This window comes from Natronoarchaeum mannanilyticum (genome assembly GCF_039522665.1).
Lineage (GTDB): Archaea > Halobacteriota > Halobacteria > Halobacteriales > Natronoarchaeaceae > Natronoarchaeum > Natronoarchaeum mannanilyticum.
Genome location: NZ_BAAADV010000001.1, coordinates 424,925 through 447,922 on the forward strand (window position 1 = coordinate 424,925; position 22,998 = coordinate 447,922).

The following is a 22,998-nucleotide window of genomic DNA, read 5'->3' on the forward strand; positions in this document are numbered from 1 at the left end:
GGTCCGACGAAGTCGCTGGCGGTCGAGGTCGCCTCTAGTACGGCGGGCGCTGCGCCCGGATCACGTCAGCCAGTCCTTCCTGCTCGTCGGCGAGCAGTTCGTTCAGGTCGTCGACGGTGATGATACCGACCAACGCGTCGTCATCGTCGCAGACGGGTAATCGGCGAACCCCGTGCTCGGCCATCAACTCGGTGGCCTGGTAGAATCCGGCGCCGCGCTCGATCGTACACAGGTCGGACGACATCACGTCTTCGGCGCTGAGATCGCTCGGGTCGGCCTGTCGAGCTAACACGCGGATCGTCAGATCTCTGTCGGTAACGATCCCCCGCAGCTCGCCGTCGTCGGTGATCAGGATACTCCCGACCTCTTCGTCGCGCATCTCGGTCGCGAGGTCTTCGATCGATGCTTCCGGGCTCGAAGTGACGACATCACTCCGTGCGAGATTTTCGATTGGCATAGTTTCTCCCCCACAAAGAGAGTCGACGCCGGCTACAATAGGGCAACGTGCTGATTACGGTTGTGTGGGAACCGTAATCGGGAATTATACGATACGGTGGAAAACAATTAGTAAGAGACCGTAGCGGATCGTCGCCTGCCGGGGGTGCTGGCCTACGTAGTAGTATCTTGATAAAATTCCGGGTGCGCCTCGATCTCGTCCAGTCGCGGCGGTGTGGTATGGCGAACGACGTACACGTCGTAGGTGAGATCACTCGCGACGTTGGCGCCGATACTCGTGAGCGGTGTGACGACGCGACCGACGTTCTCGCTCCCGAGGAACATGACGGTCGGATCGTACTGTTCGGCGACGCTGGCGATCTCGTTTGCGATCTCTCTGGCTGGCGGATATTCGCGGATGCGTTCGTGCTCGAACGTGGCGTCCGGAGCGAGCTCCGTCACCTGGTCACGAAGCCGGCTGACGACGTTGTCGACGTCAAATGCCTGCTCCTCGCCGATCCAGCCTTTTTCTCGAGCGTACCGTTTGCGCTCGGACACGACGCTCACAGCGACGACCTCCTCGTCGAGGGCGTCAGCGTACTCGACCGCCCTGGCGAGAGCGGCGGTAGCCATCTCCGATCCGTCGAATGGAACGACGAACGTCATGTGTGCTGTGTCTCGCTACGCAACTATCAACGTAGGCGTGAGACCCGACGATCCGGTCGATCGGCCGTCCACCACCCCCGTGTGAGGTAGTCGTTTTACGTGTTCACTTACCGTATCGAACCACGAGAGCATCCATGACTGTCGATAACGCGGTCTCGATCGTGACTGGGGGAGCTCGTGGTATCGGGAAGGGCATCGCTGAGGTGCTCGCTGCCGAAGGTGCGACCGTCGTCGTGGCCGACATCGACGAAGATGTTGCCAAGGAGGCGGCTGACGAGCTGCCAGGGGACGCGATGGCCGTGGGCGTCGACGTTTCCGATCCCGCGGAGACGGAGGCGCTCGCGGAGACCGTCGTCGACGAGTACGGACGGATCGACGTGCTATGTGCAAACGCCGGCATCTTCCCCTCGGCGCCCATCGAGGAGATGACGGTCGAGGACTGGGACGAGGTCACCGACGTTAACGCGAAGGGCGCGTTCCTGTGTGTCAAAGCGTGCCTTCCCCACATGAGAACCCAGGATTACGGGCGGATCGTGTTCACGTCGTCGATCACGGGGCCGATGGTCGGGTACCCCGGGTGGGCCCACTACGGTGCGAGCAAGGCCGCGATGCTGGGATTCGTCCGGACGGCCGCGATAGAAGTCGCCGACCGGGACATCACGATCAACGCGGTGCTCCCCGGGAACGTCCGAACTGGCGGGCTCGACGACCTCGGCGAGGACTACCTCGACCGGATGCGCGAGTCCATCCCGAAAGGCGAACTCGGCACGCCGGAAGACATCGGTCACGCCGTAGCGTTTCTCGCCTCCGAGGAGGCCGGGTACATCACCGGGACGACGCTCGTGGTCGACGGCGGGCAGACGCTCCCCGAATCACAGCTCGCACTGGAGGAGATGGACTGACGAGAGCCGGTGAGAGAGGACGCCCTACCGGCAACGTCAATCCCCGTGGGACACTTCCTTGCGACCGGTCAGCGAGTCGGGGAGGAGCCGGAAGTACCGGAAGGTAGTTTCTTCGGGCGGTTGCTCGAACACGTCCACGGTGGGAATCCGGATCGCCCACATCCCCTGCACGGCCATCGATTCGTGAGGCAAGTCCGATATCTCTTCGAGCGATCCCGTCGCGACGACGCTCCGCCACCCCTCGTCTGCCTGGGCGTGCGAAACGAAGGAAACCGGTCGGTCGACGAGGTCCTCTTTCCGGCTATCCGGGGGAAACGAGAGTCGGAAGTAGAACGCCGGCTGGTCGGCGTCGTAGCCGTACGACACCGGGAACGAGACGGGAGAGTCGTCGCTCGTCGTCGCAAACGAGAGCACGCCCGTCCCGCCCTGTCCCAGGAACTCGGTTCGCTCGTCGTCAGTCAGTTGTAGCCACCGAAGCGATTCCATGGTGACAAGTACCACGAACTGGGACATAATGATTTGTCACGCGGTACGCCGTCGGGGTCGTATCGGCGCGTCGATCCCTTCGAGCGACGTCAGTCGGAGCGATTCTCGTCCGCATCGGTGGCGAGTTCCGGTGGCAGGCCGGTGTGCTTGACGCCCGACTGCTCCTCGATCCGGAACTCGTACACTTTGACACCCCCCGACAGTTCGGCGCTCCGGAGAGCGCTCGGACGCCACATCTCGTCTGCAATCTCTCGGATCGCATCCCACTCAGACTCGGGTACCGCTTCGAGTTGGCCGGTCAGGCACGCGCTCTCCCAGTTGAACGTCGAATCGACCGAGTAAACGAGGAACGTAGCCGCGTCGGCGCGGTCGCTCAACTCCACTTTGCGACTCTCGGAACCGACCAGGTAGGTGAAGTACAGGCTCGAATCGCCGTCGTAGCCGAACGATATCGGGATGACGTAGGGTGCTGTCGACGCCGGCAGGGCGAGAATGCCTACGCTCTGGTTCGACAGGAACCCCCTTATCTCGTCGTCGTTCATTTGAACCAGACCGTACGCTTGGAGTTCGTCGAGTGACATGCATGCGCTGTATCGACGACGGCGCTGAAATACCCACCACCGAACGACTAATGCGTGGAGAAACGTGTGTTCGCACCTGAAATGGCGATCCTCGTCGCCGTCGACGGCCCCGGATCGCCGGAGCAGGCTCTGGAGTACGCACTGGTCAACTAGTGTCAGTGATATAATTGCTATCCGTTGGGAAGTCGTATCCGACAATGCATGGACGTCTCGACCCCGAACGTCGTGTTGATCCACGCGCACGACCTCGGTCGATACCTCGGCTGTTACGGGACGGATATCGACACGCCGGCTATCGACGAGTTCGCGGAGAACGGCGCGCTCTTCGAGAACCACTTCGTCACCGCGCCCCAGTGTTCGCCGAGTCGAGGCAGCCTGATGACCGGCCGCCACCCCCACGTCAACGGGCTGATGGGTCTGGCCCACGGGGACTGGGAACTACACGACGACGAGCGGATCCTGCCCCACTACCTGAGCGACGCGGGCTACGAGACGCACCTGTTCGGGCTCCAGCACATAAGTCAAGATACAGACCGACTCCGATACGACCACATCCACTCGGAGGGAAACCTGTACCCGGGAGTGTCGCCGACGGTCCATCAGGCGAACAAGGCGCGCAACGTCGCGTCGGTCGTCGCGTCGTTCCTGGAACGAGGCGGTTTCGACACGCCGTTTTTCGCGTCGGTCGGATTCTTCGAGTGTCACCGAACCGAAGAGGAGACCGGGCGGTTCGGGTTTCACGGCGCGCAGTACGACTTCGACGATCCCGAGGAGATCCAGCCGCTCCCGTACCTCCCCGACCGGCGGGGGCTCAGACACGATCTCGCCGAGATGCGGGGGATGGTCTACGCAATCGACGACGCCGTCGGGACGATCCTCGATGCCATCGAGGAGGCCGAACTCGCCGACGAGACGGTCGTCGTCTTCACGACGGAACACGGAATCGCGTTTCCCCGGGCGAAGGGGAGCTGCTACGACGCCGGGCTCGAGGCCGCGCTGGTGCTTCGCGTCCCGGACGTCGCAGAGGACGGACGGCGCTACGACGAGTTGCTCAGTAACGTCGACGTGTTGCCGACGCTGCTCGAACTCGTCGACCTCGACGTCCCCGACGAGATCGAGGGACGGAGCTTCCTGGGGCTGCTGACCGATCGGGAGTACGACCCCCGCGAGCGGGTGTTCGCCGAGATGTCCTGGCACGATCTCTACAACCCGGTCAGAGCGATTCGCACTGAGCGGTACAAGTATATCAGAAGTTTCTGGCGCCTCCCGAAGGCGTATCTCCCGAAAGACATCTTCGCCAGCGAGTCCGGTCGAGAGGTCCGCGAGAGATACTGCATCCCGACCAGACCGTACGAGGAGCTGTACGATCTCCGCGATGCACCGCAGGAAGACGACAACGTGGCGTTCGAGCCGCGGTATCAGGACGTCCGCGAGTCGCTATCCCGACAGCTGTACGAATGGATGGACGAGACGGACGATCCGCTACTCGACGGCCCGATCGTCCCCGGAAACTACGAGCAGATGCTCCGGTGGCCTCACGAGTCGGCGTAAGCCGTCCGCCGGCGAGACGCTTCGTTGCCCCCAACGAATACCCCCGCGGTCGTGCTATCGACCGTACGGAGTATGCACGCCCCAGCGCTATCGGATCGATCGATCGAAGCGTACGCCGACACGGTCGAAGCGGAGCAGCTCGACCGGCTCCGGTCGTTCGCCGAGGAACTCGAAGACGACCGTATCCTCCACGTCAACTCGACTGCGACCGGCGGCGGCGTCGCCGAGCTGCTCCGATCGATCGTCCCGCTGTGTAACGATCTCGGCGTCGACACCGACTGGCTCGTACTGGACGCGGACGACGAGTTTTTCGCCGTCACGAAGTCGATACACAACGGCCTGCAGGGCGACGACGCTCCGCTCACCGACCCGATGAAGGCGACCTATCGCTCGGTCACAGAGCGAAACGCGGCCGAGGTAGACGACGAGTACGACCTCGTCGTGCTACACGATCCACAGCCGCTGGGGATGATCGACCGACTCAGAGAGCGACTGCCCGACGCGCCGATCGTCTGGCGCTGTCACATTGACCTCACCGACCCCTCGCCCGACCACCTCGCGTTCGTCACCGAGTACGCGAGTCGGGTGGATCACGCGATCGCCAGCCGATCCGACTACGCGGGCGTGATCGACGTGCCGACGCGCGTCGTCCACCCCTCGATCGATCCGCTGAGCGAGAAGAACCGGTCGCTCGACGAGGCGACCGTTTCGTCCGAGCGAGACCGACTGTATCCGCTCTCGTTCGACGCGCCGCTCGTCGCGCAGGTCTCCCGCTTCGATCCGTGGAAGGACCAGTTCGGCACGCTGGCGGCGTTCCGCCGGGCCCGCGACGAGATTCCGGGCCTCCAGCTGGCGCTGGCCGGCGCGATGGCCGGCGACGACCCGGAAGCGTTGGAGGTCTACGAGCGTGTGGCCAAAGACGCCGCCGGTGAACCGCACGTACACGTGCTGACAGACCTGCCCGACACGACGATCAACGCCCTGCAGCGCGGCGCGGACGTCGTCGTCCAGAAATCCCTGCGAGAGGGGTTCGGACTGGTCGTCTCCGAGGCGCTCTGGAAGCGCACGCCGGTCGTGGGATCGACCGTCGGCGGCATCCCGCTGCAGATCGAGGACGGGCGAACCGGCCACCTCGTCGACCCGGACGACGCGCAGGCCGCCGGAGCGCGCGTCGTCGACCTCCTCGACGACGACGACCGCCGCCGGACGTTCGGCGCGAACGGTCGCGAGCACGTTCGCGATCGGTTTCTCCTCCCCCGCCAGATCGCCGACCTGTTCGACGTCCTCCTCGACGTTCTGGACCGCGACCGCTGATCGTCCCCGTCCGAGGGCCGCCGCGCGACCGCGTTGACGCCCGCCGTCGGACGACCGGTCGTCGCCCATACGGCTATGATCTGTGACGGTGATACTCCAGTATCCCTATGAGCCGGATCATCGACTCGATACTGCTCCCGACGGATGGCAGCGAGGGAGCGATCACGGGAGCGAAGCACGGCATAGCGCTCGCCTCACGGACGGGCGCGGACGTGCACGTGCTCTCGGTCGTCGAGACGGATGCCGAAACGGACGAGCTCGAGGACGCCGGCGCCCTCTCGACGCTCGAACAGAACGCCCAAGAGGCGACCGAGACGGTCGCACGACTGGCGCGGGAGTTCGACGACGAGCTCGATGTCACGACGACCGTCGAGCGGGGGACGCCGTTCCAGTCGATTCGCGAGTACGCCCACCGGCGCGGTATCGATGTCATCGCTATCGGCACCAGGGGTCGCTCGGGGCTCGAGCGGATCCTCCTCGGCAGCGTCACCGAGAACGTGCTCCGGACGGCGCGAACGCCCGTGGTCGCGGTCCCGCCGGACGCCGACGTCGAAACGATCGACGACGTGGCGTTCGGTGACATGCTACTGCCGACCGACGGCAGCGAGGGGGCGGCGATCGCGACCGAGTGGGGGATCGCACTCGCGACGCTGCTGGATTCGATGGTACACAGCGTGTACTCGGTGGACACGAACGCGTTCGCCGGCGCGCAAGACCCTCGTGAACTCCTCGACGCGCTCGAACGCCGCGGAGAAGCGGCGCTCGAAACGGTCCGGGAGCGCGCCCGATCGGCGGACGTCACCGTCTCCGGTTCGATCGCGAGCGGAGCGCCGGCGGCCGTTATCACCGAGTACGCGACCGACCAGGACGTCGACCTGATCGTCATGGGCACCCACGGACGGACGGGGATCGGACAGTGGTTTCTCGGCAGCGTCACCGAGAACGTCGTTCGGCAGACCGAGGTCCCGGTGTTCTGTGTCCCGGTGAGCGCCCCGTCACCGTGACCGACGCGTCCGCCGTCACGACGATCCGTCCGGAATCTGCGTGTACGCGCCGACCAGGACGATCGCTTTCATCGGTCTCGCGAGCCTTCCGGATCCCGACTCCACGAGCCGGACTGTAAACCTTACAGCCGCACCGGGCGGGTGGCGGCGTCACCGCGACACACACAGCATTACGTGATCGCACCGGGAAGTACGTCACACCGTGGCATACGATCGCTCCCGACTGGAGTCCGACCTCCGCGCGCTGGAGGGGGTTCCGGTGTTCGTCGCCTACAACGCGAACGTCGACGCCGTCGTCCGCGTCGACGCCGAGCTGGAATCGGCGCTCGATCGACCGGCGGCGCCCGGAGAGCGTGCCCCGCCGAGCCCGCTGACCTCGAAGCGAGACCTCGCCGCGGCGATCACCCACGCGATGGCGACCGGGCGAGGGGACGAGATCGCGCTGACCGACGAGTTCGCCGCCGCGCTCGAATCCGACCTCGAGCCCGACGCCCAGCAGATGGGCGGACAGACCGGGATCATAACTAACCTCGTCTCCGCGCTGGGGGCGGCACCGATCGCGTACACGTACCTGCTGTCGGACAGGCAGCTATCGATGTTCGACCATCCCGAAGCGGTGCGGTACCCGGTCGTCGAGAACGGACAGGTGACGTTCGTCCCCCTTCGCGAGGCCCCCGCCGCCGATCGGACGAAGATCAACTGGGTGTTCGAGTTCGGCAGCGGCGACGAACTCTTCGGCGTGCCCGCGGCCGAGGATACCCGGTTCATCGCCGCGTCGAGACCGGCGGAGTTCGACCTGACGACCGGCGCCCTCGACGTGCACGTCGATCAGATCGGCGAGGTGGTCGAGGGGGCGCTGCTGGCCGGCTACCACAACCTCACCCCGGATCACGTCGACGACGGCTACGCGGAGCGGCTTCGTCACGCGCGCGACGTCATCCGCCGATTCCGCTCCGGTGGCGATCCGAAAGTGCACATCGAGTGCGCGGTGACCCACGACGAGGACCTCAGAGAAGCCATCTACGAGTTGATCCTCCCGGAAGCGAACGTCCTCGGTGCGGACCCCCACGAACTCGCCTTTCTGCACGACGACGCCGAAATCGAAGCTGTGGACGACGAACCCACGGACGACACTCCGTTCGAGGTAGACGAGATCCTCACCCACTACCGGATGCTCTCGGCGCTCCGGGAGGACCTCGGCATCGAGTGCATACGGTTACACGCGATGGAGTATCACCTCGCGGTGATAGACTCGTATCTCCCCCCGGAAGCAGTCCTGCGAGGGATGAAATTCGCCGCTGTCAACGCCGCAACCAAGGCCGCCCGGGGCGACATCACAGCACCCGACGATCTCGAGACGGGGGTGGCGTACGACCCGTCGACGGGCGGGCAAGAGGCGATCGAACACCTCGCTGATTACGTCGACGAGACGGCGGAGGACGGCACGCTCTGCACGCCGACAGTCGTCGCCTGTCCCAACCGCGTCGTCGAGCAGCCGGCGGGAACTGTCGGCATCGGCGACGTCGTTTCGTCGTCGAGTTTCGCTCTCGAACTGGTTGCCGCCGAGGATCACCGCGGGGAGAAGTCGTAAGGCGGGGGTCCGTTGTTCTTCGCGTTCGACCAGGGAGGGGTCGGTAGTTGTTCGATCCAGTTCGACGAGCGGAGCTCCGGACATCGCCGCGTCTCTATGCTCAACCGACGGGCGACGTTCCGATTCCCGACCGCCCCCGTATCGTTTTCTTACGTTCCGACGTACCTCCGGGTATGGGAGAGCTCGAAACTGAAGAACGGAAAACGCGAGCAGAGATCGCCACGTACCTTCGAGAGTTCGCCGATCAACTTGATAACGACGGGGACGTGACGCTCGCTCTCGGGGGGAAGAGAGTGAAGCTGACTCCAGTAGAGCCCGTGACCTTCAAACTCGAAGGTGAATCAGACTGGTCCGAGGGTGAGACGGAGGCGAAACAGAGTATCGAGTTCGAGCTGGTGTGGTGGCGAGACGCTGCTACCGCCGAGGAAGGCGCGCTCGACGTCGAAAGGTAAACTCGTCGAACGTCATCGGTATCGGACGGTCGGAAGCACGCTCCGTGCAATCATAACCTCCCCCGTCGGCGATCGAAACGGCAGTGGTAGCCCTCCGCATTCAGGACCGGAGTGCAGCGTCGAAGATACCCGCGGTCTGGCCGGTACCGACGAGTGCGAGGCCCGCGAGCATCCCTGGATCAGACGCGACCGCGAAACCCACCCGTACAGCGCGACGCCGACGAGGCATCCGATGGTTCCGGCCGCGTAGACCTAGCTCCCGTCGGCGACTCTGCGGCCGGTCTCGACGAACCCGACGGCCGGAAGCAGCATCCAGCCGACCAGCGCGATCGCCAGAAGTATCTCGCTGCGCGGATCGAGCAGGAAGCCGACGACGCCGCACAGCGTCACGAGCGTCCCGACGGCGATGATGCGCCACCAGACGAGCAGCGTCCCGGATCGCATGTCGGCGCGGCCGGTCGCGGCGAAGCCCGCGAGCAGGACGCTCATCACGACGAGCGCGACGAAGATCGTCCGATCCGCGACGGCGTCGACCTGGGCAGCCGCGACGAACGTCCACGCCATCGGCACCAGCAGCGGCGGTCCGAGTTCGCGAGCGCGACGGAACATGGCCGATCGTTCGGCCGCCGGACAAAATTCGGTGCCGGTTCGAACCAGTGTTTCGGGGTACGCGTCCGCGAACTGCAACGGTGCGTTTTTCCGACCATTCTCCTACTCTACGGTAGATGGAGTACACCACACTCGGGTCGACGGGGATGGAGGTCTCGAAGATCTGTCTCGGCTGCATGAGCTTCGGCAGCCAGGACGACTGGATGCTGGACGCCGAGGAAGGGCGCGAACTCGTCGAGCGGGCGATCGAACTGGGGGTCAACTTCTTCGATACGGCCAACGCCTACTCGGCGGGCGAGAGCGAGGAGATCCTCGGCGACGTGCTCGCGGAGTACGACCGCGACGAGCAGGTCGTCGCGACCAAGGTCCGGTTCGCCGGCGCGACCGAGCACCGCAACGCGACGGGGCTCTCGCGCAAGACCATCGAGCAGGAACTCGAACACTCGCTCGATCGCCTCGGGATGGACACGGTGGACCTCTACCAGATCCACCGGTGGGACTACGACACGCCGATCGAGACGACGCTCCGGGCGCTCGACGACGCCGTCCGTCGAGGAGACGTCCGGCACATCGGCGCCTCGTCGATGTGGGCCCACCAGTTCCAGCGGGCGCTCGATATCTCGAAACGCGAGGGGCTGGCGCGGTTCGAGACGATGCAGAATCTGTACCACCTGACCTACCGCGAGGAAGAACGCGAGATGTACCCCATCTGCGACCGGGAGAACGTCGGCGTCATGCCGTGGTCGCCGCTGGGCGCGGGCTACCTGACGCGCCCGCACGACGAGTTCACCGAGACCGCCCGCGGCGAGCACGAACTCGACTACGGGACGCCGTACCACGAGGGGCCCGCCAGCGAGGAGATCAACGGCCGCGTCGAGGAGCTCGCCGACGAAAAGGGCGTCTCGATGGCCCAGATCGCGCTGGCGTGGCACTTCCAGAACGACAACGTCGACGCGCCGATCGTCGGGACCTCGAGCGTCGAACATCTCGAAGCCGCCGTCGAGGCGCTCGGTATCGACCTCTCGGACTCGGACGTGGAGTATCTCGAAGAGCCGTATCATCCCGTACCAGTTTTCGGTCACGAGTAGCGATCCCGGCACGATGGGGAGTTCTCAAACCGGTCCAAATCCAAACTATTCTAACGATCCGCGGAGGTAGACTGTCGCATGTCCCTCCTGAGGATCCTGGCGACGGCGATTCTGCCGGTCGTCGCGATCGCGACGGCCGGGTTCGCGCTGGGCCGGTCGAAGGGCACCGATCCGGACGCGCTCAACACGATCACCGTCTACGTGCTCGCGCCCGCGCTGGTGGTCCACAGCCTCGCGACGTCGTCGCTGGCCGGGTCGACGATCGTGGACGTCGTGCTGGTGGTCGTCCTGTTCACCGCGGCGATGATCGCGCTCGCGGAGAGCGTCGCCCGCTCGACCGGCCACTCGGAGCCGCTGCTGGGCGCGTTCGTCCTCGCCACGGCCTTTCCGAACACCGGCAACTACGGGATTCCGCTAGCTGACTTCGCGTTCGGGGCGACGGGCCGGAGTACCGCCGTCCTCGTGACGGCGTTGCAGGGCGTGATGCTGTACACCGTCGGCATCTACATCGCCGCTCGCGGGGGCAAGGAGAGTCCGCTGGCGGACATGCGCCGAGTGTTCGGCGTCCCGCTGGTGTACGCGGTCGTCGTTGCGCTCGCCGCGCGATGGCTCGGCGTCGTCCCGCCGGCGGACTCGACGCTGATGCAGACGCTGGAACTGCTCGGCAACGCTTCGATCCCCGTGATGTTGCTGATCCTCGGGCTCCAGCTCTCGGACGTCGACGGCGACGGCGACGTCCGCCCGATCGGCACCGCGAGCGCGATGCGACTTCTGGTGGCCCCGCTGCTCGCGATCGCCGCCGTCCTCGCGGTCGGAGTCGGAGACGCGACGGTCTCGCGGGTCCTCGTGGTGCTGCTGGCGACGCCGACGGGCGTCACGACGATCATCCTCGTCGGCGCGTTCAGTCAGGACATCGAGGGGCTCTCTGCCGAGGAGTTCATCAGCGCGACGGTCTTTCTGACGACGGTCGCCAGCATAGCGACCGTCACGGCGCTCATCGCGGTGTTACAGTCCGGACTCCTCATCTGAGCAGCGTCCTCGCGAGTACGGCCATGGGGAGAATTATTTCTTACACTTCTGCGAAAATTTAAATAGGATAGAGCGACGCGACGTACCCATGACCGATGGCCCGTCGCTCGACGTTCCGACGGACCCCCGCGAGTCGATCGCGCACGACGCCGACGCGGTGCCGCCGCCGCTGCCGCCGGACGACCCGGAGGCGTGGTACGCGCCCGACGTCCGCGAGCAGTACGAGCTGTATCCGGGCGTCGTCGCGACGATCTACGATCGGGGCGAGACGTTCGAGTACGAAGTGCGCGAGCCGCCGCTCTCGGACGCCGACGCCGAGGCGCTCGCCGCAGTGAAAGACCACTTCAGCGACGCCAACCTCGCCCGGCCGCTGACCCGCGAGGGCACCGTCGAGCGGATGGACGAGGGATTCGACCCGAAGTACGAGGAGGTCCTGAATCGGCTGCTGTCCTGTTCGGCGGCCGCGCGCCGACGCGTGACCTACCGGGCGTTCCGCGACCTGCGCTGTCTCGGCGAGCTGACGCCGCTGGCGCTCGACGACCGCATCGAGGTCGCCGACACCGCCGAGGACCGGCTGGTCGTCCACACCGAGAACTACGCGCCGGCCGAGACGGCGTTCCCCGCCGATCCCGAGTACATCGACCGGTTCGTCAGCGAGCGCCTCGGGACTCACACCGTGCGGTTCCGCGGGTTCGAGGTGCCGGTGGTGATCTACCGGGAGCACCTGCTCGGGCGGGACGCCTTTACCACCAAGTACGCCGTCCAGGAGCCCGACCTGCTGCCGGGCGACGAGGAACTGATCGAGGAGTGCAAGGAACGGATCTGGGAAGCCAACGTCGACGGACTGGTCGACGATCGTGAGGCGTTCGTCCGCGATCGGGCGCGAACGTTCCTCTCGCGCCAGCTGACCGCCAGGCGAACCCGGGCGTGGGCCGACGCGACGCGGTTCCGCGTGAAAAACGCCCTCGCGCAGTACGACCTCGCGGTGCCCCCGGTCGACGGCCGGTACTCCGCCGATCGGCTCTCGGACCTGGTGTACTACGTGCTCCGGGACTACGTCGGCGAGGGGAAGCTCACGATCCCGATCCGCGACCGCCATCTCGAGGACATCGAGGCCAACCGCGTCGGCGAGCGCATCAAGGTCGTTCCCCGGGGTAGCGTCGGCCACGACGCGCGGATGCCGACGAACCTCACGTTCGAGGACGAGACCAGCTTCGTCAACGTCGTCACCCAGCTCGCGGCCGCCGACGGAACCGAACTGAACGCCTCGAACCCCAGCGCGAAGGTGAATTTGGCGCCGGAGGGCGTCCCCGACGACGTGACGATCCGCTGTGCGGTCGCGCTGGGCGTGATCAGCGAGGACGGGCCCCACATCTCGATCCGGAAGCAGTCCTCCGAGGCGATGACGCCGGTCGATCTGCTAGAGCGTGGCAGCATCTCCGCGGAGCTGGTCGCGCTCCTGTGGATGCTGTACGAGCACCACGGCGTCGTGCTGTTCTCGGGCCCGACGGGCGTGGGCAAGACGACATTGATGAACGCCCACATGCCGTTCATCCCCTTCCGCGATCGCCCGATCAGCATCGACGAGGGGTCCCGCGAGGTGCGCCTGCCCCACGAAACCGGCGTCTCGCTGACCACCCGCGAACACGAGAGCGAGTACAAGCAGGTGACGATGGACGATCTGATGACCGAATGCAACTACCTCAACCCCGACGTGGAGGTGATCGCGGAGATCAACACCCCCGCGAGCTTCGAGACGTTCGCCGAGTCGCTCAACACCGGCCACGGCATCATCGGGACGACCCACGCCGAAGACGTCGAGAAGCTCGTCAATCGGGTCGTCGAACAGGGGATGGCGCCGTACCTGCTGCGCGAACTCGATCTGGTCGTGTTCCCCCGCCACGTCGACGGCGAACGATACGTGGGCGAGGTCGTCGAGTTCCTCGGCGCCGAGGAGTACGAGCACGTCGAGGAGAACTGCGGCGTCGTCAGCAAGCAGGGCACCGACGTCTACTGGAACCGGGTGGGCGGTACCGACGAGACGGGCCGGTTCACGTTCGGGTACGCCCACCCCGAACTGGAGACGACGCCCGACGATCCCGGGCGAGAGTGGCCGGGACGCGGCCGCGCTTCGCCCCTCGACGAAACGGCCACCGGCGGCGACGGCCCCTCCGACCAATCGGGAGGGGTCGCCCGTCGTGGATCGCGCGCCGCGCCCGACGCGTCCACCGACCCCGAAAGGGCTGACGGCGAGGACCGCGAGTGCGACATGCGCGTGTTCCACCGGCTCGCCGAGCACACGGATCGGCCGGTCGAGGCCGTCGAAGCCGAGTTCCACCGCAAACACCGGTACGTCCGGTACCTCCGGCGCGATGGCGTCGACGACTTCCGGGCACTGTTCGAGTTTCTCGCCGATCTGCGAACCAACGAGGCGGCCACCGTCGAGCGTGCGAGCGCGGGAGGGGTGGATGAGTAGCCCTACCGCCGTCGAAACCGGCGCCGAGCGTTCGTTTACGGGAAGTGGCCCCGGTGCGGTGCTCGATCGCGCGCTGTACGCACTGTTCGGACGTCACGCCGACGCCGAGCGTCACGACGCCGACCGTCGGTTCTACCGGGGGACCGACGTCCGGGCGAGCTTCGGCGTCTATCTCTCGCGAGTGTACGCCCTCTCGTGGCTCGTGTTCGTCGGGACGCTCGCGGCGACGCTGGCGCTCGCCCTGGCGATCGCGCCCATCGCACCGGAGGGGACGGCGTCGCCTTCGGCCGACGCCGTGAACGCCGATGGGAACGCCGGCGGGATCCCGTACGTTGCGATCGGCGCCGCGCTCGCGGCCGCGGTCGGCTCGAAGCGGGGAACGATCTGGTTCGGCGGGCGGTACCTCAGGTGGGTCGCCGACGCCCGACGGACGGAGATCGAACGAACGTTACCTGGTGCAGTGCGGTACCTGCGCGTGCTCTCGACCGGGAACGACGACCGCAGGGCGATGCTCCGGAAAGTCGCGGCGAACGGCGACGCGTACGGGCAGACCGCGGTCGCGTTCCGGAAGGCGCTGAACAAGGCGACGCTGACGGGCAGCCTCAACCGCGGGCTGCGGATCGTCGCGCGGGACACGCCGTCGCGAGACGCGCTCTCGCCGTTCCTGCTCAAGTTCCGCGAGCACGCCGAGCAGGGCGGCGACGAGCTGACGAGCTACCTCCGGATGGAGAGCCGGATGCTGTCACACCGACAGGCGCGGGCCCGCAACCGCGCCGAGTCGTTCCTCGAGCTGCTGGCCGAACTGTTCATCGTGTTGCTAGTGTTGCCGTCGCTGCTGGTGATCGTGGTGACGGTGTTGAGCGTGCTCTCGCCCGGCCTCTCCCGGCCGATCGGAACTCCCCTTGGGACGTTTACCGGCCGGGAATTCGTCGTGTACGGCAGCGTCGGCTTCGTGCTCTCGACGGGCCTGATCGCCGCCTGGCTCGTCGAGCGGCTCCGACCCCCGGACCACTCGGAGCCCGTCTACAGGCGACCGACGGGCGCGCTGGCGACGCTCGCCACCGCGGCCAGAAACCCCGCCAGCGCCGTCGTTGTCGCCGTGCCGTTCGCCGTCGCAGTCGGCCTCGCGCTCGCGTCGGCGGGGCCGAAGCCGATCGACGTCGTCCTGCTCTCCTACGCCGCGTTCGCGGTGCCGGTCGGCGCCGTCGCGGTTCGGCGCGCGCGGATCAACGACGCGAAGGACCGGGAGATCAAGGACTTCGTCCACGCCGTCTCGGGGCACGTCCGGCTCGGTCGCCCGTTCTCGGAGGCGGTCGAGCGCGTCGCCGGCGACGTCGATCTGGGCGCGCTGCAGGCCGACATCGAGGATCTGGCCTTCAACGTCAACCTCACGACGACCGACGGCGACCTGCGCGCGTCGGCGCTGGAGCGGTTCGTCGACCGCGTCGGGACGCCGCTGGCCGGCCAGACGATCGGACTCGTGACCGGCGCACTCGACGCGGGCGGCGACTCCGAGGACATCTTCGAGACGCTCCAGACCGAGGTCGGTCGGCTCCACCACGAGAAGAAAGCGCTGCGCAGCGCGATGCTCGTCTACGTCACGGTCGGATGGACGACCGCACTGTTGGTGATCGGCATCGTCGTCGCGGTCGACGCGTACGTGATCGACGGGTTCAGCCAGCTCTCGGCGGTGTCGGGGTCGACCGCCGGCGTCGCGCTCAACCCCACCGGCGTCGATCCGGCGCGCGAGCGCTACCGGTTCTACGTCGTGACCCAGGCGACGATGCTGTCCTGCGGGTGGTTCGCCGGCACCGCGAGCCGCGGGCGCTACGAGGCCCTGTTGCACTCCGGCGCGCTGGTGCTCGTCGCGTACGCCGTGTTTACGGTGGTGGGCGTGGCGTGATCCGGCGCGATGCGGACGCCTCCGGCTCCGCCGACCGCGGGCAGTCGAACGTCGTCGGCGTCGCCCTGCTGCTCGCGATCGCGGTGATCGGAATCGGCGGGCTCACGGCCGGGATCGGGGCGGTCGTCGAGAGCAACGCGGCCGCCGCGGACGCGTCCAGCGTCGCCGACGGGTTCGACGCCGCGCTCCAGCCGACCGAGACCACCGGCTACCGCGAGGAGCGCGTCGCGTTCACCGGCGGACGGCTCACCACCGAGGAGCGGACGCTCCGCGTACTCAACGAGTCCGGCGTCGTGGCGACCGTCGCCGTCGACGCTCTAGTCTACGAGTCTGGCGACCGTCGGGTCGCCTACGAGGCCGGCGCCGTCGTCCGCGGACGGTCCGGAAATTCGTGGCTGCACGACGACCCGCCGATCACAGCGTCGGAGGGCGAGGGCGGCGTCCTCGTCGTCGGCGCTTCGGCGCTGAACGCGAGCGACGGAACGACGACCGGGGCGGTCGGCCAGTCGGTCGAACTATCGACGAACGTCAGCCACGACCGGCGGGCGCTGGGCAACGACTCCTATCGTGTGGCTATCGAGACGACGACGCCCGGCGCATGGAAGCGCCACTTCGAGGACAGCGCCGGCGTCGCGTCGGCGAGCGGGCGCCAGTTCCCCGGCGACGACCACCAGAGCGTCGTCGCCACCTACCGCGGCGATCGGACGGCCTACCTCGTGGTCCACGACATGCGACTGGAGGTGGGGCCGTGACCGATAGTCGATCGGGGGCTGGCGAACGGTGTTCCGAAGGCCGGTTCCGCGGCGACGCGCGAGCTGGCTCCGCCGTCGTCGGGAAGGCCCTGGAGGCCGCGATCGTCGTCCTCTACGTCGGCCTCCTGACGTCGACGCTGTACGCCGGCGCGATCCCGGAGTACCGCACCGCTGCGAGCCAGGAGGTCGCCGATCGGACGCTGGCCGACACGAGTGCCGAGATCCGTGACGCGGTACCGCCGAATGCCTCGTCGGTCAACGCGACCGCGCGGATCGAACTCCCCGCGACGATCAGGGGCGAGGCGTACGCGCTCCGCGTCGACGGCCGACAGCTGGTACTCGATCATCCCGACGACGCCGTCGGCGGCCGGATGCCGCTGGCGCTGCCAGGGTGGGTCGACTCGATCGACGGGCAGTGGAAGAGCCGTGACGATGCCGTCGTGCGGATCCGCGGCGGCACCGACGGCGTCGACGTACGCCTCGGACGGGGGCGGTCCTGATGCGCGGGCAGGCCAACCTGCTGGCGCTCGCCGTCGCGCTGATCGCGCTGACCGGCGCGATGGTCGTCGGCCTCGCGATCGCTGACGGTGCGTTCGCGACGGCCGAGAGCGACGCGACCGAACGCCAACTGGCGACCGGCATCGCGGAGCGGCTCACGAGCGCCGACGGCTCGCTCGCGGCGCGGGAGAACGTGCTGAACGCCACCGCGGTCGTGTCGTTCGACGCCGTCGCGCTCCGGAGCGCGCTGCCGGGACTGTCCGACCGTGACGTCGCCGTGACGCTCGACGACGAGCCGGTCGCCGCGACGGGCGACGACGTCGAGGGGTACTCGGTCGAGCGGATCGTGCTGGTCGAGCGGACCCGATCGGTCGCGCTCGACGCGGCGTTCGACGGGACGAACAGGTCCGTGACGCTGCCGCGGCGAACCGACCGGGTCGACGTGCGGATCGACCGTTCGACGAACGCGACGGTGACGAGCGTCCGGATCGGCGACCGGATCGTGCGCCGTAACGCGTCGGGGCTGACTGGTAACTTCTCGATCGCGATCAGCCGCTACCGGACGGCGACGGTGTCGATCGAGGCGGACGGCCGGCTCGCGCCCGACGAGGCGGATCTGACGTATTACCCCTCGCGAACCGAAAAGGCGCTGCTGGAGGTGACCGTCGATGGCTGACCGAGCACAGCTATCGACGCCCGTCGCCGAGGCCGGCGTCGGCGTCCTTCTGATCGTCGGCGTCGCGTCTGTGTTCGTGCTCGGCGTCCCCGCGCCGGACGACGGCGCCGCCCAGCTCGACGCCTACGCCGAGGACGCCGGGACGGTGCTGGCCGGCGAGTCGCCGCGTCACCAAGGGGCCACGCGGCTCGCCGAGGTCGCTAAAAGCCGGGAGAGCTTCGAACGCGAGCGGTCGGCGCTCGATCGGCGCATGGATCGGCTGCTCCCGGACAACCTGCTGTACCGCGTCGAAACCGAGTACGGCGCGGTCGGCTACGAGCGGCCGGCCGGCGTCAGCTACGGCACCGCGACGGTGACGACCGAACACGGCGACGTCCGTATCAGGGTGTGGTACGCGTGACCCGTTCGGACGCAGATGGCGACGACGAGATTCCCGCGTCGACGCGCGCCCAGCTCGTGCTCGTCGCAGGTGCGGTGATCGCCGTCGGCCTCGCGCCGATCGCGCTCGCCTACGTACAGCTCGGCGCCACGACGGACGCCGGCGTCGGCACGGCTGACCGAACCGGCGAGGACGTCACTCGGGCGCTGGATCGAGCCGTCTTCGAGGCGGCGTCCGGCGTCCCCGGCAACCACTCGTGGAGTGACCGCAGGGACGCCGTCGCCGCCGTAGAGAATCGGCTCGATCCGCGTCTGGACACGCTGCGAACGTCGGGGCTCCGCGAGGGCGTCGTCCACGGGATCGAGTACAACGAGTCGGCCGCGGGGGCGTGGGCCGCCGAGGGCTGTCCGGGCGGGCCGAACCGTCAGTTCGGCGACTGCGAGGCGATCGGCGGCGTCGTCGTGCAGGACCGCGGCGGCCGGACGCACGTGCTGGGCGTCGCCGTGGATCTGCGCGTGACAGGAGAAGAATCAGCGTCCCGAATGACACACCGAGTCGATGCCGCGCCTCAGTCGGCAGGATAGCCCGTCTCGGACCCGCTCTCGACCACGTAGGCGTTGCCCTCGACGACGACGTGCTCGCGCGAGTCGTCGTAGAACGCCGGCACCGCCGTCGAGCCGCGGTGGAGCACGCTCGACCGGATCGCGTCGGCTTTCACCAGCAGGAAGCCGCCGAGGATCAGGCCGAACCCGGCGACCGTCAGCGCGGTGATCTGCTCGCCCAGCAGCGCCCAGCCCGCGACGGCGGCGACGACCGGCGTCGCGTAGTTGACGAGGCTCGTCTCGCTGGGCCCGACGGCGTCCATCAGCCGGAAGTACACCAGGAAGCCGACGGCGCTCGCGAACACGCCGAGGTAGACGAGCGCGAGCAGGCCCGACTGAGTCCACTCGACGGCCGCGACGGTCTCGCCGGGATGCCGGAGGCTGATCGCGTGGAGCACGATCGCGCCGAACAGCATCATCCACGCCTGGATCGACACGATCGGGAGCGACGCCGTGTAGCGCTCGGCCCAGACCGCGCCGATCGAGAAACTGGCGGCCGATCCGAGCAACAGGAGGACGCCGACGAGCTGGCCGCCGAGCGAGCTCGGCGAGGGATTCGCGATCACTAGCACGCCCAGAAAGCCGAGCACCAGTCCGGCGACGCCGTGGATGCGCATTCGCTCGGCTGGCAGCGCGACGACCGCAAAGAGCGCGGTGAGCATCGGCGTCAGCGACAGCAGGATCGCGCCGAGAGCGCTCGGGACGTACTGCTGGCCGACGAACAGCAGCGAGAAGTGGCCCCCGACCATCAGCGCGCCGCCGATCGCGATCAGCTCCAGGTCCGATCGCGTCCGCGGGAGCCAGCGGCGGCTGCTCGCCGCGACGAACGCCAGCAGGAGGACGCTGGCGAGGTCGTGGCGGAAGGCGGCGAACAGGATCGGCGGGAACGAATCGAGGCCGGCCTTGATCGCCACGAACGAGGTCCCCCAGACCAGGGTCAACAGGCCGAACAGCGAGAGCGTAGTGCGCGTAGACGTCATCGTAGAGAGTAGCATTGGTAGGAGCCGCTGGTTCTTGAGGCTTCTCCGAATCGTGGGAACACGACCCGTTAGGGACCGAGATAGACTGAACTGTCGCGGCCCGGCACCGCCCGTCGCGGTCGGATCAGGAGCCCGATCCGGCGTCGCCGACCGCCCCGTCCGGTAGCGACGTCCGAGATGCACGACGGCGCCGAAATCTCCTGAACAGCGCGTCCGGAACGAGTCCGACGGCGAGATTCCGGAGTCGCGCTCCGAGAGGCGACTGCACCGTCCCGAGCCGTCCGAGCCGGCGGGCTTCGGCGCGGATACCGTCCGCTCTCGCTTTTCGGTCGTCCTCGTACGCCTTGAACGCCGCGGCGGGATCGGCGTGCCGGGCGATCGCGTCAACCAGCGCGAGCGCGTCCTCGATCGACTGGGCCGCACCCTGCCCGGCGAACGGCAACATCCCGTGGGCGGCGTCGCCGGCGAGGACGACCGACCCGCGGGACCACCGGTCGAGCGCCGGTAGATCCGCGAGGCCGGTCGCAAAGACGTCGTCGAGGGCGAGCGCATCGACGACCAGGGGGATCGGTTCCGGGAACGCGCCGAAGCGCTCTCGGAACGCGGCGACGACTTCGTGCGGTCCGTTCAGGTCCGCGGCGGTCGCCTCGGAGACAGTCGCGAACCAGTAGAACCGGCCGTCGCCGAGCGGAGCGCCGCCGGTGTAGCTTCCCTCGCCCCACACTTCGAGGCCGCGGTCGCGGTGCCGTTCGGGCAGGTCGACATCGACGATCGCGCGATAGCAGACGCCGTCGAGCGTCCGCGGTTCGATCTCGGGGGCGACGGCGTCGCGGACCGCGGACCGGATGCCGTCGGCGCCCACGAGGACGTCCGGACTGATCCGCGTGCCGTCCGCGAATCTGGCGATCGGTCGGTCGGCGTCGATCACCGCCTCGCACTCCATGCCGGTCCGGACGGTCGCGTCGAGGTCGTCGAGAAGGATCCGCTGGAGGTCGGCGCGGTGGATCGCGACGAAGCCGTAGCAGAACTCGTCGCGCTCGACTCGATCCAGATCGAAGCGCTTGAGCACCCGGTCGTCCGGGGACCGGATCGCGCTGTCGTCGAGCGGGACGCCGGTCTCTCTGACCCGCTCGGCGACGCCCAGACGGTCGAGCACGAGCAGGGCGTTCGTCTGCAGCAGGATGCCGGCGCCGACGGGTCGGTACTCGGTCGCCGCCTCATAGACCGTCGGTTCCCACCCTCGCCGTTCAAGCGCGATCGCCGCGGTTAGCCCGCAGATTCCCCCGCCGACGATCGCCACGTCGGTCGTCTCGTCGACCCGGCCGGTCGATCGGTCGCGACTCATACCTGTTCGTTAGTCGCCGATCGCGAAACGCCGACTGCAGCGCATCCACGCCTCTTTATGAGGGCGGACGAATCACCGCTTCGTATGCGATACCTCACCGCGCTCGTCGAACCCGCCGCGGACGCGTTTCACCCGCTCGGGCGGGAACTCTCCGCGGAGCCGTCGATCCGGCGGGAGGCGATCCACCACGTCGAGCTGCTCGACGACGAGACGGTGCTCCTGTTCGCCGAGGGGAGCGGCGACCGCGACCGGTACGAGGCGATCATGCGGGACTCCGAGTACGTCGTCGACTATCTGGTCTCCGGCGGGGAGCGCTGGACGGCCGTGAGCCAGTTCGAGCCGACGGAGCTCGCCCGCCGGACGCTGGAACTGCAGCGCGACGCCGAGCTGGTCGTCGAAACGCCGATCCGCTTCGACGCCGACGGCGCGCTCCGGGTGACGTACCTCGGCAGCGACGCCGCGTTCCGCGAACTTTACGAGGCGGTGGGCGAGGAGGCGGACGTCGCCTTCGAGGTGCTCGAAACGGGCCCGTACGAACCGGACGAGGCGCCGCTGACGAGGGTGCTGACCGCCCGCCAGCGGGAGGTGCTGGAGACGGCGGTCGAGGCGGGCTATTACCGGACGCCCAGGGAGGCGACGCTCGAAGAGGTCGCCGAATGCGTCGGCGTCGCTCCGACGACGGTCGGCGAGCACCTCCGAAAGATCGAGGAGCGAGTATTCGGCGCGCTCGTTCGGTGACGGCGCCGTTCGTCCGTGCGAGAGTGATAACTCTTAACACATGTCGGCGCACAGAACGTTCCATGACCTCGATTCGCGCGACGATCCGCGGCATGGCCGAGCGGGCGAACCCGGCGTTCGCGGCCGGCGCAGTCGCGATCCCGGTCGCCGCGTTCGCGTACGTCCTGCAGTTCGGCACGCTGATCCAGCACACGTTCGTCCACGTGATGGCGGGGATCCTCTGGACCGGCATCGACCTGTTCATGGCGCTCGTGCTCGGCCCCGTACTGGGCGGGCTGGCCGTCGAGGAGCGCGCGAGCGTGTTCGAGCGCTTCACCCCGAAAATGACGTTTCTGATGCCGACGCTGGCGCTGGTGACGATCGGCGGCGGCGTGACGCTGGCGGTCCGGATCGCCTTTTACGAACATCTCCAGCCATGGATTGCGATCCTCACCGCGGCGTCGCTGCTGCCGGCGCTCGCGCTGATCGGCTATCAGTTCGACGCCTTCGGCGACCGGCGCTGGCAGGCCGCCTTCGGGCTCGCGCTGCTGGGAAGCGGCGCGTACCTCGCGGCGACGCTGCCCGACTTCGCGATGACCGCGCCCGCGATCGTCGTCGCCATCGCGATCGTGATCGTGCTCAGCGTGCTGGGCTTCGGCGTCCTGCTGCCCGGCGAGGTGCGCATGTACCGCCAGATGGTCTCGGCGAATCCAGACCCGGACGTGATCAGCTCGATCGGGATGCGAAACGCCCGGCTCAGCGGCGTCCAGGGCGTCTTTCAGCTCGCGATCATCGTGGTCATGGTGTACCTTCGCTACGGCGGGTTCTGAGGTGCGATTCGGTTCGCCACGCCGGCGTCGACGTCGGTGCAGCGCGTCCGAGCGGCGCGGGTCGAACGACGGTTTTAGGTCGTGCGAAAAATTATTTGAGTATTGATAAGTTATAAGAGGGTAGGACGCCTC

At 67.5% G+C, this 22,998-nt stretch carries 24 protein-coding genes; 17 read left to right on the forward strand and 7 right to left on the reverse strand.

Annotation, left to right across the window (positions count from 1 at the left end):
* Positions 1–34: 34 nt before the first annotated feature.
* Positions 35–457, reverse strand: a complete 423-nt coding sequence (locus ABDZ81_RS02270; RefSeq protein WP_343772210.1) for a CBS domain-containing protein — start codon at positions 455–457, stop codon at positions 35–37.
* Between the two features lie 152 nt (positions 458–609).
* Positions 610–1,101 carry a universal stress protein gene (locus tag ABDZ81_RS02275; protein ID WP_343772211.1) on the reverse strand — a complete coding sequence of 164 codons (492 nt, stop codon included), beginning with the start codon at positions 1,099–1,101 and terminating at the stop codon, positions 610–612.
* Between the two features lie 134 nt (positions 1,102–1,235).
* Here ABDZ81_RS02275 and fabG point away from each other — a divergent pair, with 134 nt between their 5' ends.
* Positions 1,236–2,003, forward strand: a complete 768-nt coding sequence (gene fabG, locus ABDZ81_RS02280) for a 3-oxoacyl-ACP reductase FabG (RefSeq protein ID WP_343772212.1) — start codon at positions 1,236–1,238, stop codon at positions 2,001–2,003.
* Positions 2,004–2,039: 36 nt separating this feature from the next.
* Here the strand turns inward: fabG and ABDZ81_RS02285 are convergent, their stop codons facing one another.
* Positions 2,040–2,489: a pyridoxamine 5'-phosphate oxidase family protein gene (locus ABDZ81_RS02285; RefSeq protein WP_343772213.1), complete on the reverse strand. Its 450-nt coding sequence runs from the start codon at positions 2,487–2,489 to the stop codon at positions 2,040–2,042.
* An 89-nt stretch (positions 2,490–2,578) separates the two neighbouring features.
* Positions 2,579–3,070, reverse strand: a complete 492-nt coding sequence (locus ABDZ81_RS02290) for a pyridoxamine 5'-phosphate oxidase family protein (RefSeq protein ID WP_343772214.1) — start codon at positions 3,068–3,070, stop codon at positions 2,579–2,581.
* Between the two features lie 201 nt (positions 3,071–3,271).
* On the opposite strand from ABDZ81_RS02290, the gene ABDZ81_RS02295 reads away from it, so the two are divergent.
* From ABDZ81_RS02295 to ABDZ81_RS02315, 5 genes are all read left to right on the forward strand, one after another.
* Positions 3,272–4,621, forward strand: coding sequence for a sulfatase family protein (locus tag ABDZ81_RS02295; RefSeq protein ID WP_343772215.1), 1,350 nt, complete (start codon positions 3,272–3,274; stop codon positions 4,619–4,621).
* Between the two features lie 72 nt (positions 4,622–4,693).
* A complete protein-coding gene (locus tag ABDZ81_RS02300; RefSeq protein WP_343772216.1) occupies positions 4,694–5,935 on the forward strand; it encodes a glycosyltransferase in 1,242 nt (413 codons plus the stop codon).
* A 107-nt stretch (positions 5,936–6,042) separates the two neighbouring features.
* Positions 6,043–6,939, forward strand: a complete 897-nt coding sequence (locus ABDZ81_RS02305; protein ID WP_343772217.1) for a universal stress protein — start codon at positions 6,043–6,045, stop codon at positions 6,937–6,939.
* A 202-nt stretch (positions 6,940–7,141) separates the two neighbouring features.
* Entirely contained in the window at positions 7,142–8,530 is a 1,389-nt protein-coding gene (locus ABDZ81_RS02310) for an ADP-dependent glucokinase/phosphofructokinase (protein WP_343772218.1), read from the forward strand.
* 173 nt (positions 8,531–8,703) lie between these two features.
* Positions 8,704–8,982 carry an amphi-Trp domain-containing protein gene (locus tag ABDZ81_RS02315; protein ID WP_343772219.1) on the forward strand — a complete coding sequence of 93 codons (279 nt, stop codon included), beginning with the start codon at positions 8,704–8,706 and terminating at the stop codon, positions 8,980–8,982.
* A gap of 252 nt (positions 8,983–9,234) precedes the next feature.
* On the opposite strand, the gene ABDZ81_RS02320 is transcribed toward ABDZ81_RS02315, so the two are convergent.
* Entirely contained in the window at positions 9,235–9,591 is a 357-nt protein-coding gene (locus ABDZ81_RS02320; RefSeq protein ID WP_343772221.1) for a hypothetical protein, read from the reverse strand.
* A gap of 116 nt (positions 9,592–9,707) precedes the next feature.
* Here ABDZ81_RS02320 and ABDZ81_RS02325 point away from each other — a divergent pair, with 116 nt between their 5' ends.
* From ABDZ81_RS02325 to ABDZ81_RS02365, 9 genes are all read left to right on the forward strand, one after another.
* Positions 9,708–10,679: an aldo/keto reductase gene (locus tag ABDZ81_RS02325; protein ID WP_343772222.1), complete on the forward strand. Its 972-nt coding sequence runs from the start codon at positions 9,708–9,710 to the stop codon at positions 10,677–10,679.
* Between the two features lie 78 nt (positions 10,680–10,757).
* Positions 10,758–11,708: an AEC family transporter gene (locus ABDZ81_RS02330; RefSeq protein ID WP_343772223.1), complete on the forward strand. Its 951-nt coding sequence runs from the start codon at positions 10,758–10,760 to the stop codon at positions 11,706–11,708.
* Positions 11,709–11,796: 88 nt separating this feature from the next.
* Positions 11,797–14,184: a type II/IV secretion system ATPase subunit gene (locus ABDZ81_RS02335; protein ID WP_343772225.1), complete on the forward strand. Its 2,388-nt coding sequence runs from the start codon at positions 11,797–11,799 to the stop codon at positions 14,182–14,184.
* Complete coding sequence (locus ABDZ81_RS02340) at positions 14,177–16,087, forward strand: type II secretion system F family protein (RefSeq protein ID WP_343772227.1); 1,911 nt, start codon at positions 14,177–14,179, stop codon at positions 16,085–16,087. The genes ABDZ81_RS02335 and ABDZ81_RS02340 overlap by 8 nt, the downstream gene beginning before the upstream one ends.
* A complete protein-coding gene (locus ABDZ81_RS02345) occupies positions 16,084–16,839 on the forward strand; it encodes a DUF7289 family protein (protein WP_343772228.1) in 756 nt (251 codons plus the stop codon). The genes ABDZ81_RS02340 and ABDZ81_RS02345 overlap by 4 nt, the downstream gene beginning before the upstream one ends.
* The gene (locus tag ABDZ81_RS02350) at positions 16,836–17,339 is read left to right on the forward strand and encodes a DUF7266 family protein (RefSeq protein WP_343772229.1); all 504 of its coding nucleotides are present in this window, start codon (positions 16,836–16,838) and stop codon (positions 17,337–17,339) included. Before ABDZ81_RS02345 ends, ABDZ81_RS02350 begins: the two co-directional genes overlap by 4 nt.
* Positions 17,339–18,013 carry a DUF7263 family protein gene (locus ABDZ81_RS02355; RefSeq protein WP_343772230.1) on the forward strand — a complete coding sequence of 225 codons (675 nt, stop codon included), beginning with the start codon at positions 17,339–17,341 and terminating at the stop codon, positions 18,011–18,013. The genes ABDZ81_RS02350 and ABDZ81_RS02355 overlap by 1 nt, the downstream gene beginning before the upstream one ends.
* Positions 18,006–18,413, forward strand: a complete 408-nt coding sequence (locus ABDZ81_RS02360; protein ID WP_343772231.1) for a DUF7262 family protein — start codon at positions 18,006–18,008, stop codon at positions 18,411–18,413. Before ABDZ81_RS02355 ends, ABDZ81_RS02360 begins: the two co-directional genes overlap by 8 nt.
* Complete coding sequence (locus tag ABDZ81_RS02365) at positions 18,401–18,976, forward strand: DUF7261 family protein (protein ID WP_343772233.1); 576 nt, start codon at positions 18,401–18,403, stop codon at positions 18,974–18,976. Before ABDZ81_RS02360 ends, ABDZ81_RS02365 begins: the two co-directional genes overlap by 13 nt.
* On the opposite strand, the gene ABDZ81_RS02370 is transcribed toward ABDZ81_RS02365, so the two are convergent.
* Positions 18,961–19,974, reverse strand: a complete 1,014-nt coding sequence (locus ABDZ81_RS02370; RefSeq protein ID WP_343772234.1) for a DMT family transporter — start codon at positions 19,972–19,974, stop codon at positions 18,961–18,963. The genes ABDZ81_RS02365 and ABDZ81_RS02370 overlap by 16 nt on opposite strands.
* A 124-nt stretch (positions 19,975–20,098) precedes the next feature.
* Positions 20,099–21,319, reverse strand: coding sequence for an FAD-dependent monooxygenase (locus ABDZ81_RS02375; protein ID WP_343772235.1), 1,221 nt, complete (start codon positions 21,317–21,319; stop codon positions 20,099–20,101).
* Positions 21,320–21,403: 84 nt separating this feature from the next.
* Here ABDZ81_RS02375 and ABDZ81_RS02380 point away from each other — a divergent pair, with 84 nt between their 5' ends.
* Entirely contained in the window at positions 21,404–22,057 is a 654-nt protein-coding gene (locus tag ABDZ81_RS02380; RefSeq protein ID WP_343772236.1) for a helix-turn-helix domain-containing protein, read from the forward strand.
* A 92-nt stretch (positions 22,058–22,149) separates the two neighbouring features.
* Positions 22,150–22,866 carry a hypothetical protein gene (locus ABDZ81_RS02385; protein ID WP_343773353.1) on the forward strand — a complete coding sequence of 239 codons (717 nt, stop codon included), beginning with the start codon at positions 22,150–22,152 and terminating at the stop codon, positions 22,864–22,866.
* The last annotated feature ends 132 nt before the right edge of the window (positions 22,867–22,998 follow it).

Excerpts from the sequence above, each read along its gene's own strand:
- ABDZ81_RS02295 (WP_343772215.1), top strand. The coding sequence starts at position 3,272 with ATGGACGTCTCGACCCCGAACGTCGTGTTGATCCACGCGCACGACCTC.
- ABDZ81_RS02320 (WP_343772221.1), bottom strand. The coding sequence starts at position 9,591 with ATGTTCCGTCGCGCTCGCGAACTCGGACCGCCGCTGCTGGTGCCGATG.
- ABDZ81_RS02270 (WP_343772210.1), bottom strand. The coding sequence starts at position 457 with ATGCCAATCGAAAATCTCGCACGGAGTGATGTCGTCACTTCGAGCCCG.
- ABDZ81_RS02300 (WP_343772216.1), top strand. The coding sequence starts at position 4,694 with ATGCACGCCCCAGCGCTATCGGATCGATCGATCGAAGCGTACGCCGAC.
- ABDZ81_RS02375 (WP_343772235.1), bottom strand. The coding sequence starts at position 21,319 with ATGAGTCGCGACCGATCGACCGGCCGGGTCGACGAGACGACCGACGTG.
- ABDZ81_RS02325 (WP_343772222.1), top strand. The coding sequence starts at position 9,708 with ATGGAGTACACCACACTCGGGTCGACGGGGATGGAGGTCTCGAAGATC.
- ABDZ81_RS02290 (WP_343772214.1), bottom strand. The coding sequence starts at position 3,070 with ATGTCACTCGACGAACTCCAAGCGTACGGTCTGGTTCAAATGAACGAC.
- ABDZ81_RS02330 (WP_343772223.1), top strand. The coding sequence starts at position 10,758 with ATGTCCCTCCTGAGGATCCTGGCGACGGCGATTCTGCCGGTCGTCGCG.
- ABDZ81_RS02360 (WP_343772231.1), top strand. The coding sequence starts at position 18,006 with ATGGCTGACCGAGCACAGCTATCGACGCCCGTCGCCGAGGCCGGCGTC.
- ABDZ81_RS02285 (WP_343772213.1), bottom strand. The coding sequence starts at position 2,489 with ATGGAATCGCTTCGGTGGCTACAACTGACTGACGACGAGCGAACCGAG.
- ABDZ81_RS02315 (WP_343772219.1), top strand. The coding sequence starts at position 8,704 with ATGGGAGAGCTCGAAACTGAAGAACGGAAAACGCGAGCAGAGATCGCC.
- ABDZ81_RS02355 (WP_343772230.1), top strand. The coding sequence starts at position 17,339 with ATGCGCGGGCAGGCCAACCTGCTGGCGCTCGCCGTCGCGCTGATCGCG.
- ABDZ81_RS02340 (WP_343772227.1), top strand. The coding sequence starts at position 14,177 with ATGAGTAGCCCTACCGCCGTCGAAACCGGCGCCGAGCGTTCGTTTACG.
- ABDZ81_RS02335 (WP_343772225.1), top strand. The coding sequence starts at position 11,797 with ATGACCGATGGCCCGTCGCTCGACGTTCCGACGGACCCCCGCGAGTCG.
- ABDZ81_RS02275 (WP_343772211.1), bottom strand. The coding sequence starts at position 1,101 with ATGACGTTCGTCGTTCCATTCGACGGATCGGAGATGGCTACCGCCGCT.
- ABDZ81_RS02385 (WP_343773353.1), top strand. The coding sequence starts at position 22,150 with ATGGCCGAGCGGGCGAACCCGGCGTTCGCGGCCGGCGCAGTCGCGATC.
- ABDZ81_RS02305 (WP_343772217.1), top strand. The coding sequence starts at position 6,043 with ATGAGCCGGATCATCGACTCGATACTGCTCCCGACGGATGGCAGCGAG.
- ABDZ81_RS02370 (WP_343772234.1), bottom strand. The coding sequence starts at position 19,974 with ATGACGTCTACGCGCACTACGCTCTCGCTGTTCGGCCTGTTGACCCTG.
- fabG (WP_343772212.1), top strand. The coding sequence starts at position 1,236 with ATGACTGTCGATAACGCGGTCTCGATCGTGACTGGGGGAGCTCGTGGT.
- ABDZ81_RS02380 (WP_343772236.1), top strand. The coding sequence starts at position 21,404 with ATGCGATACCTCACCGCGCTCGTCGAACCCGCCGCGGACGCGTTTCAC.